Genomic DNA, 8,697 nt, shown 5'->3' with positions numbered 1-8,697 from the left:
TTCTGGCGTTCTTCTTCTGATAACCGAATGATGTATTTCTTTTTCATGAGCACCCTCAACAAGATATTGACCAACCATGAGAAGGAATTTTAACACTAGGCAATATCACATTGAAAGAGTACTAGGCATATTCATCGATACCCAGCACAGCCTGCAGCTGCTGTAACTCTTCTTGTTGCGCCTGCAGGCTATATGACTCCACTGCCCGCTGTTGCGAATAGCTTAAGCTTAACACCCCGCCATCCACTCTCTCCGCCTGCATATAACGCTGTAACAGCTGCTGTTTTTTTGCCTCATCAACGGGAGGTGTTTGGAGTTTTTGTGGTAATTCGGCAGCTGCAGGCCTAGCAACCGCCGAAGCCTGGTTACCTGCACCATAAAAAACGGGATTATTATCGCCAATACGCATCCGTTGATTATAGCGACATTATAAAATAGTGGAAGGATCAAGGTTTCTTGTTTTCTTTAAGCCATTCACATCATCAAGATTTTTTACCCGAAAAAGTTTTGCCCCGGTAAAATCAACACCGCGAATATCAGATTTCAAGAAGTCAGCCTCGCTGAGGTCACTATAAGCAAAAGAGGAGGAGATCAGGTTAGTACCCACAAAAACTGCACGACGAAAATCGCTATTACGCATGCTGGCGTTATTCATATTTGCCGACTCAAAAATCACCTCAGAGGCCTTCACATTATTCAAGTTTGACCAGGAAAAATTTGCTCTTGTGGCATCCATTTTATAGAGATTAGCACCCTCCAGATTACTACCTGAAAAACTGGCAGAGACGGCCTGACTATAACGAAGATTAACATCCCGCATGGAGTTATCTGTAAATGTTGTTGCACTCAGATAAGTGTGGCTCAAGTCAGCCCGGTCAAATTTAACCTTAGCAAACCGAGCTCTCTCAAAATTCGCCCCCCTGAAGTTAGCGCGGGTAAAATCAACATTTTTCATCTCTAAAAGAAACAAGTTAGCTTTGCGCATCACTACACTCACCATGGACGCACCAACATACATACCATCTTTGAAGTCTACCTCCTTAAATACCGAGTAATCCAGTGAGGCATTTTTAAAGCGAGTATAGCGAAACTCTAAATTACTAAACTTTGCACGGTGAATCTCTGCGTCCGTAAAATCGGTTTCAATCAAAACGGTACCATCCATAATGGCCCTATTCAGTTTTGCACCGCGCAGATCTGCACCAGTCAGGTCTGCGCCAGTTAAATCGGCACCACTGAGATCCGCATAACGTAGCATTGCGTCGCGCAACGATGCATAGCGCAAATTGGCCCCCCGAAGATCCACATGGTGCAAATTCGCACCTGAAAAGTCAGCATTTTCCAGTTTGGTACGGCGTAACTCGGTAAAGCCGAGATACGCCTCAATAAATTTAACACCTGAAAAGTCAGCATTATTCATGGTCAGGCGTGTGAGGTTCTTACCGCTGAAGTTGATACTCCCAGCTTGACGAGAGGTCATCAGACTATAAACATCCAATTCAGAAATGGGGGCTGAGTAGCGTGCAGTATCTGAGCGATGATCTGGAATATTCGAACACCCTGCCAGCATCACCACTGCACCCAGCATTAAAACAGTTATCAACTGCTTCAAGGGCCACTCTCTTTTAAACATCCAATATCACCATTTTACTCGGCCCATTAACTTTCAATTGCCCACCACCTTGTCACGCAAATAGACGGGGATCGCCTCCTCAGCCGCAACATATTCACCCCTAGAAAAAAGGGTTTGTGCCAGGCTCACCACCTCTTTTGCATCAGGGTAGTATTCAACTACCCTTTTATGCAGCTGCTCGGCCACTGTTGCAGGTATTTGATCGGCATAACGCTGCCAACCATTGCCCAGCGCCAGCCACTCGCCTTCATCGAGCAGAGAGATATCGGCCATGGAGGTAACGCACTCCTTGCCTAATAAATTTGCCTGGCCAAGTTCAGGGATATAATACGCGCCAAAATAGACCTCTTTCATGCTCGCATCATTGGCCACCAGCACCTGCTGCGTGCCGTAATTCCGAAAGGCCCCATGAGCCATCGCTGCCAGCGTTGAGACAGGCGTAACCGGCAGATCACTTGCGTATGCCAGCCCCTGCACCACACCGGCAGCAATACGCAACCCGGTAAAGGCCCCCGGCCCTCGGGAAAACGCGATGCTATCCAGCTGGCGCAATGAAACCCCCGATTCAACAAGCAGCTTATCGACCATCGAAATGATCAATTCAGAGTGTTGTCGCGGGGCAACTTTAAACTCCCCGATTACCTCGCTTCCAACCTGTAATGCGGCAGAACAAGCCGCCGTGGAGGTTTCAATGGCGAGTATTTTATTGCAACTCATATAAGACCTTCTATTGGCTAAGAGTTCACTGAGCGCTTGAATCTTCTATCGGCTCTTTTTCGGGCTTCTCAAAAAACTGCTCTACACGTTTTAAGTTGCGGGTACGTTTCATTCGAGGAAGGCTATCGATAAATATTCCGCCGTAGGATTTAGTCAGCGTACGGGGATCACAAATCATTAATACTCCACGATCATCGACATCACGAATCAGCCTGCCCACCCCTTGTTTCAGCGCGATCACCGCCTGGGGAAGTTGATAGTCACGAAAAGGGTTGCCCCCCCGCTCGCGAATCGCATCAATGCGCGCCTGTAACAGAGGGTCGCCCGGTGAAGCGAAGGGCAGCTTGTCGATAATCACGCAAGAGAGCGCCTCTCCACGCACATCGACTCCCTCCCAAAAACTGCTGGTACCTAATAAAATAGCGTTAGCGGTCTTTCGAAATTTAGCTAACAATTGTGAACGGGGCATACTACCTTGAATAAATAGCGGATAATCCAGTTCATTCTCAAGCAATCCCGCCGCCTCCTGAAGGGCGCGGTGACTGGTAAACAGCATGAATGCCCGCCCCTCACTCGCTCTTAATACCGGCAACGCCTGCGCCACAACTTGCGCGCCATATTCAGCGCTTGAGGGCTCTGGCAAGCCGGTGGGAATGTATAATACTGACTGATTCATGTAATCAAATGGGCTATCCCAACTGTGTGAGACCGCATCATCAATACCCAGGGTAGTGCAGATGTGTTCAAAGCTGTTGGCAACCGTGAGCGTAGCTGATGTAAAGATCCAACCACAAGGGCGTGATTGCATATATTCCCTGAAAATATCAGCAATATCCATGGGGGTCAGATTAACCACCACCGAGCGGTTGAACACACCAACCCAGTGGATAAAACCCTCGGGGGTCTCCCCGGTTAACTTTTGGAAGCGCTCATACAGCTCATCGCAGCGTTCGTAGCAGTTCGCCAGTACTTTGCCCCGCTCAGCACCCACCTCCAGTTGCTCCAGCAGCTCACATAATGTTTCGCCCATCTCTTTAAGGGCGGCATCAACTCCGTCGATCTGCCTGCACACTTTCCAGGTGATGCGATGACTGTTATCGGGCATCACCCGCCGAAATAGTTTTGCTGTGTACTCCAAGCGATCAGCCAGCTTACCGAGCAGCTGCATATCCACCGCCTCATCTACAATGGCGGCCTGGATATCACTCACCAGCTCCAACAGTTGATTACTGCTATAGGCTTGGCCAAAAAAATTACTGGCCACTTCCGGGAGTTGGTGTGCCTCATCAAAGATCACCGCATTGGCCCCTGGCAGCAACTCGGCAACTCCCTCCTCCTTCAGTGAAAGATCGGCAAAAAAGAGGTGGTGATTAACCACCACCAAATCAGCTTCTTGTGCTTTACGGCGCGCCTTCATCACACAGCAATCAGCAATACTTGGACACTCCTGACCCAGGCAGTTATCGGCCGTGGAGGTAACAAAAGGCCAGAGTGGTGAATCTTCTGCGACATCGGTCAGTTCACCGGTATCACCACTTTTAGTGATTTCGCTCCAACGCTTGATTTTGATTAGTGTTTTATGTAGCGCCGGATTTTGAACACGAGGGCTGTTTCGATACAGGTCAAGCCGGTAGTGACAGAGGTAGTTAGAGCGCCCCTTCAGCAAGGCTACTTTACCTGGCTGCTGTAGTGCTTTGCGTACTAGCGGGAGATCACGATAAAAGAGTTGGTCCTGAAGATTTTTGGTGCCGGTTGAAACAATAACTTTTTCTGACGAAAGCAGTGCCGGCACCAGATAGGCGAAAGTTTTCCCAGTGCCCGTACCCGCCTCGGCCACCAAAATCGAACGCTCATTAATCGCCTTCTCAACCTGCTCAGCCATCTCTTGCTGCTGCCGACGTGGCGCGAAACCTGTCAAGTGATGTGAAAAAGGGCCATCATGGCCCAATATATCAGTACAATTCTGCATAATATTTTCAGCAATCAACCCTAAAGCTCAACATCTTATTCACCATGACTATCCCAAACCTCATCTGTAACAGCACCTGTTTCAATACACCAAACCAGCTCACTGATCACTTTAAACTTTGCGACCGTCATCGCCCCGCGATTGGCACGCTTACTCTGGCTGGCCGCCATCGCCTCATCGATAACATCGCGACTGGCCTCATAAATCTCAACGGGTTCATACTCCGAGTTCATAATCACCAGTACCACGCTATCCCACGACTTATCACATTTTAATTGGCCAATACGATGGCCTGATTTGCGCTCATCGAAAATAGCACGTCCCTTAATTTGAATGCGTTGCCCTTTTCGCTCACCCGCGCCAATGGCATCAAACCCGGCAGAGCGATCAGTACAGAGTTCGAGATTCAATAAGCGCGCCGCATCATACTCCGCAATTTCACGGCTAATACCTAGCGGCTTACCCGTCGCCTTGCGATATTGCGCCGCGAGGGTACGCGCCTCTTTCATTAATTTATCAACCGCGTAGATACCCACCGGATATGTCTCACAAATAAAATGTATAGATAGCTAGCTAGTACATCAACCCTTCAGGCGTTTCTGTGGCACTCCGCCTCGGCGTTATAGCGCTTGTCAAGGGAATAACCATTCCCTGCGAGCTATGCCTTGATGCGAAATGCCACAGAATCGCTGACTAGGCAATATAAGAGTGTTGATGTACTAGGTCTTATAAACCAATTTAAGAAAAGATGGAAATATCTTTCAATTTTTGAAGAAAACTTGTTCGCGCTCAAGCTCCGTAGCGCGAATTCCGGCATATACAGCACGATCCTCACGCCCCAATAACAGCCGTGACTGTTCAATCAGGCGCCACCCTTTAGCCTGCATCTGGGTACTGTTTTTAGAGAAGCGAATTATTCTCAGCGCACTCGCTTCAGCCTCTTTGTAACGTGCCTGCTGTAGATAAAGCTGTGCTAACTGAAACCAGACCACTGGGCTTTCCGGGGTATAATACTTAGCCCGTTTTATGTAATCAATCGCCAAATATGCATTCCCCACCATGCGGGCACTATTGGCTTCCAGTAGCAATTGACCCGCCACCACAGCCTTATCAACGCCCTGCTCAACCATCTGTTTTTCAATTTTAGATATGTGCTGTGACCGCCCCCACTCAGAGTCCGCCACACATCCCGACACGAATAACACAACAGTCAACATCAGTAATCGCTGCGGATACCCCATACAACCCTCATCTTAAAATTGAGTTCAGCCAAAGGAAGATCCGTTGCACTAAAGCTTATAGCGAAAGAATATACTCAACCACAGCGGCTATTTCCGTATCATTCGCCTTATGCTCATTCGGCGGCATGACCGCACTGGCGGCAACCGCCGTCCACTTTCCACCACTACCATACTTGATGCTTTCGAATAGTTTTTGAGCCGCCTCAGGGTCATCTTTATAACGGGCACTCACCGCACTCCACGCCGGGCCAAAACGATGCTCATTAACATCGTGGCAACCAAAACAGCCTCCCCGAATAAGGATCGATTTAACCTTACCCAGGGCACGATCTTCTAAATTGTGCGTCGTCATGACATCGCCCGCATCACGACTACAACCACCCAGGAGAGTGCCCAACAGCACCACCAATAATACAAAATACATTTCACCACTCCTTAAAACTATTTTTGAGAAAGCTTTGACTCTCTCTTAATCAATCTATTTATCGCATGGCCTGCGGCCATAAAACCAAAACTGGCCGTGATAAAACTGGCCGCACCGTAACCAAAGCGGCAATCCAGCGAGACCCCGTGAATACCTGGTTTTTCATAGCCCACCGTACCATCTTTCTTTGGGTAAACCGGTTGTTGAGATGAGAAAACACAATCGATACCAAACTTACGCTTACCGCTTTTGCTAAAACCGAACTCTTTTCGCAATTGTGATCTAACCTTGGCAATCAACGGGTCATTAAAAGTGCGGCTTACATCCTGCACCTGAATTTGGGTCGGATCGGTCATACCACCAGCACCACCCGTCACAATAATCGGGATTTTATTACGTTTGCAATAATTGATCATCAATGCTTTAAATTTAATGCTGTCAATGGCATCAATCACATAATCAAAGCTACCATTTAGGTACTCCTGGTATGTCTTCACCGTGATAAAATCATCAATGATCTCAACCTGACAATCCGCATTAATAAGGGCGATTCGCTCCACCATCACCTGGCATTTTTTCTGATTGATAGTATTACTCAGTGCGGGCAACTGCCGGTTAATATTCGTTTCGCATATCTCATCAAAATCAATCAGTGTAATTCGACTGACTCCACTTCGCGCCAAGGCCTCCGCCACCCAGGAGCCAACGCCACCGATACCGACTACGCAAAAATGCGCCTGAGCAAGCACTTTCGCGCCCTGGTCGCCATACAGGCGTTGAATACCGCCAAAGCGGCGTTGATAACTCTCTGTTGTCATACTCACTGTTTTTTACCGAAAAAAGCGTGGCATTAATACCAGTGAACTTTGCACAAGCGGGGCTGGAGAAAAAAGAGATAAAAATTGGCTGCTTGAGGCAATAAATGAAGGAAATAGCGTGCTATTCACACGTTTACCAACGAAAAACAGCGGGGATTTAGCCTTTTTATCAGTACATCCACCTGTGCAGAGATCTCAGGCATTTAATATGCCACCTATTATGCCAGAGAAAAGCCAGCAAGTACGGCGCTGAAACCATTACACTATGTTTTTTCGCTCTCACCCACGGCATCCACAGCCGAATGGTCCAACTCAAGCTCGGCACGCTCAACCAACAGCGCCGGCAACTCTGCCTTAACAGATACACCCAGCTTTTTAAGCTCATTGGCCTGTTTAATCAGGTTGCCACGGCCACTGTAAAGCTGGCCGAACGCTTTCTCATAACTATCCTTGGCACTATCCAGCGAGCGCCCTACCTTCTCCATAGAGCCTAAAAAAGTGTTGAATTTATCATACATTCTACCCGCCTTTTCAGCCAGCTCAGCCGTGTGGCGGTTTTGATCCTCAAAACGCCACAGCTGACGAACAATATTCAAGCTGGTCAGCAGTGTTGTCGGCGTGGCAACCAACACATTCTGCTCTAACGCTTTCTGAAACAAACTCTCATCCGCCCGCAGCGCCTCAACAAAAGCCGACTCAATCGGAATGAACATAAACACCATTTCTGGCGAATTCAAACCCGGCAACTCAAAATAGTGGCGGTCAGATAACTCTTTAATGCGATCAGAAATCGCCGCAACATGGGCCTTCATCGCCTGCTTAGATTCAGCCTCATTCTCACTGTTCACATAGCGGGTATACGCATTCAATGACACCTTGGCATCAACAATCAAGTGCTTATTTTCAGGCAGGTAGATAATAACGTCAGGGCGCTGCCGACCACTTTCAGTATTAAAACTTACCTCACGCTTATAATCCTTATCAATGACCAATCCTGAGCGATCAAGCACATTCTCCAGAACCAACTCACCCCAATTTCCTTGGCTCTTCTTTTGCCCCTTAAGCGCTGTCGCCAACTGGTGAGCCTCTTCCGTAATCTGCTTGTTAAGCTCTTTTAGGTGGCCCAATTCACTGCGTAATTGCGCTTGCTGCTCAGTATCCTTATGGTGAATCTCTTCTACTTTCTGTCGAAAATCGACAATCTGCTGGCGAAACGGCTTAAGCATATCATCCAACGACTGTCGACTGCTCTCAGAGAATGACTTCCCTTTGGCCTCAAAAATACGATTGGCCAGATTTTCAAACTCACGGCTAAGCTCAAGTTTCTGCTGCTCAAATTGCGCCACCTGTGAGGCGTAATGGAGCTCCTTCTCTTGCTGGCGGGTATGCAACTCAGTATTTTCAGCCTGCAACGTACCGTTGCGTTGCTGCACCTCATCCAGTTGTTGCTGTGACAAACGCCGCTCCTGCTGCGCCTGCTGCAACTGCCTCCCCATGCTAACAACCCGTTCATCCGCAACCGCCAACGCTGTCTGCTGCCGCTGAAGCTCGCCCTGCACCTCAGCCAACCGGGCAGATTGCTGTTGTGACGCATCCAACTGCTGCTGTTTAGCCGCCACGCTCATCTTGCTCCATACCAGCCAGGCACCCAGCATCGCACCGGTAATTAACGCCAGAAATAATGCACCCCACACCACAGACTCAGCCACCAAAAAAGCTCCCGTTTACAAAAAATCATACTAAATAGATACACGGATAACGATTCCGCGCAGCTATTTCATAAAGCCCTAATCCCCAGATAGAAGCGCGAGATGATGTGTAAGCGTTTGGTTTTACAGTGAAACTAAAAATATTAGTCGCACCCGCAGGTTCGGCGGCTATTTTTTGTTTTGCTG

General features: G+C 48.2%; 9 protein-coding genes. All 9 read right to left on the bottom strand.

All coding sequences use genetic code 11. From position 1 onward, the window contains the following. Positions 1-121: 121 nt before the first annotated feature. The 9 genes from L3J94_04480 to rmuC all read right to left on the bottom strand — a co-directional run bounded on the left by L3J94_04480 (position 122) and on the right by rmuC (position 8,511). Positions 122-409, bottom strand: a complete 288-nt coding sequence (locus L3J94_04480) for a hypothetical protein (GenBank protein ID MCF6218013.1) — start codon at positions 407-409, stop codon at positions 122-124. 18 nt (positions 410-427) lie between these two features. Next, positions 428-1,612 carry a pentapeptide repeat-containing protein gene (locus L3J94_04475; GenBank protein ID MCF6218012.1) on the bottom strand — a complete coding sequence of 395 codons (1,185 nt, stop codon included), beginning with the start codon at positions 1,610-1,612 and terminating at the stop codon, positions 428-430. A gap of 54 nt (positions 1,613-1,666) precedes the next feature. Beyond that, entirely contained in the window at positions 1,667-2,350 is a 684-nt protein-coding gene (gene tsaB, locus L3J94_04470) for a tRNA (adenosine(37)-N6)-threonylcarbamoyltransferase complex dimerization subunit type 1 TsaB (GenBank protein ID MCF6218011.1), read from the bottom strand. A 25-nt stretch (positions 2,351-2,375) separates the two neighbouring features. Next, the gene (locus tag L3J94_04465; protein ID MCF6218010.1) at positions 2,376-4,319 is read right to left on the bottom strand and encodes an ATP-dependent DNA helicase; all 1,944 of its coding nucleotides are present in this window, start codon (positions 4,317-4,319) and stop codon (positions 2,376-2,378) included. Positions 4,320-4,354: 35 nt separating this feature from the next. Then, positions 4,355-4,855 carry a hypothetical protein gene (locus L3J94_04460; protein MCF6218009.1) on the bottom strand — a complete coding sequence of 167 codons (501 nt, stop codon included), beginning with the start codon at positions 4,853-4,855 and terminating at the stop codon, positions 4,355-4,357. 225 nt (positions 4,856-5,080) lie between these two features. Further along, complete coding sequence (locus L3J94_04455) at positions 5,081-5,560, bottom strand: hypothetical protein (protein ID MCF6218008.1); 480 nt, start codon at positions 5,558-5,560, stop codon at positions 5,081-5,083. A gap of 55 nt (positions 5,561-5,615) precedes the next feature. Next, positions 5,616-5,984 (bottom strand): c-type cytochrome, encoded by a 369-nt coding sequence (locus L3J94_04450; GenBank protein MCF6218007.1) that lies wholly within the window; start codon positions 5,982-5,984, stop codon positions 5,616-5,618. 17 nt (positions 5,985-6,001) lie between these two features. Next, complete coding sequence (gene tcdA, locus L3J94_04445; GenBank protein ID MCF6218006.1) at positions 6,002-6,802, bottom strand: tRNA cyclic N6-threonylcarbamoyladenosine(37) synthase TcdA; 801 nt, start codon at positions 6,800-6,802, stop codon at positions 6,002-6,004. 263 nt (positions 6,803-7,065) lie between these two features. Further along, entirely contained in the window at positions 7,066-8,511 is a 1,446-nt protein-coding gene (rmuC, locus tag L3J94_04440) for a DNA recombination protein RmuC (GenBank protein ID MCF6218005.1), read from the bottom strand. Positions 8,512-8,697: the final 186 nt, after the last annotated feature.

The organism is Gammaproteobacteria bacterium (genome assembly GCA_021647245.1).
GTDB lineage: Bacteria > Pseudomonadota > Gammaproteobacteria > RBG-16-57-12 > RBG-16-57-12 > JAFLJP01.
This window is presented reverse-complemented; position numbering and strand designations above follow the sequence as displayed.

What these genes read in the sequence shown, in the direction of transcription:
- L3J94_04455 (MCF6218008.1), bottom strand. Translation starts at nt 5,560, where the DNA reads ATGGGGTATCCGCAGCGATTACTGATGTTGACTGTTGTGTTATTCGTG.
- L3J94_04465 (MCF6218010.1), bottom strand. Translation starts at nt 4,319, where the DNA reads ATGCAGAATTGTACTGATATATTGGGCCATGATGGCCCTTTTTCACAT.
- tcdA (MCF6218006.1), bottom strand. Translation starts at nt 6,802, where the DNA reads ATGACAACAGAGAGTTATCAACGCCGCTTTGGCGGTATTCAACGCCTG.
- tsaB (MCF6218011.1), bottom strand. Translation starts at nt 2,350, where the DNA reads ATGAGTTGCAATAAAATACTCGCCATTGAAACCTCCACGGCGGCTTGT.
- L3J94_04450 (MCF6218007.1), bottom strand. Translation starts at nt 5,984, where the DNA reads ATGTATTTTGTATTATTGGTGGTGCTGTTGGGCACTCTCCTGGGTGGT.
- L3J94_04480 (MCF6218013.1), bottom strand. Translation starts at nt 409, where the DNA reads ATGCGTATTGGCGATAATAATCCCGTTTTTTATGGTGCAGGTAACCAG.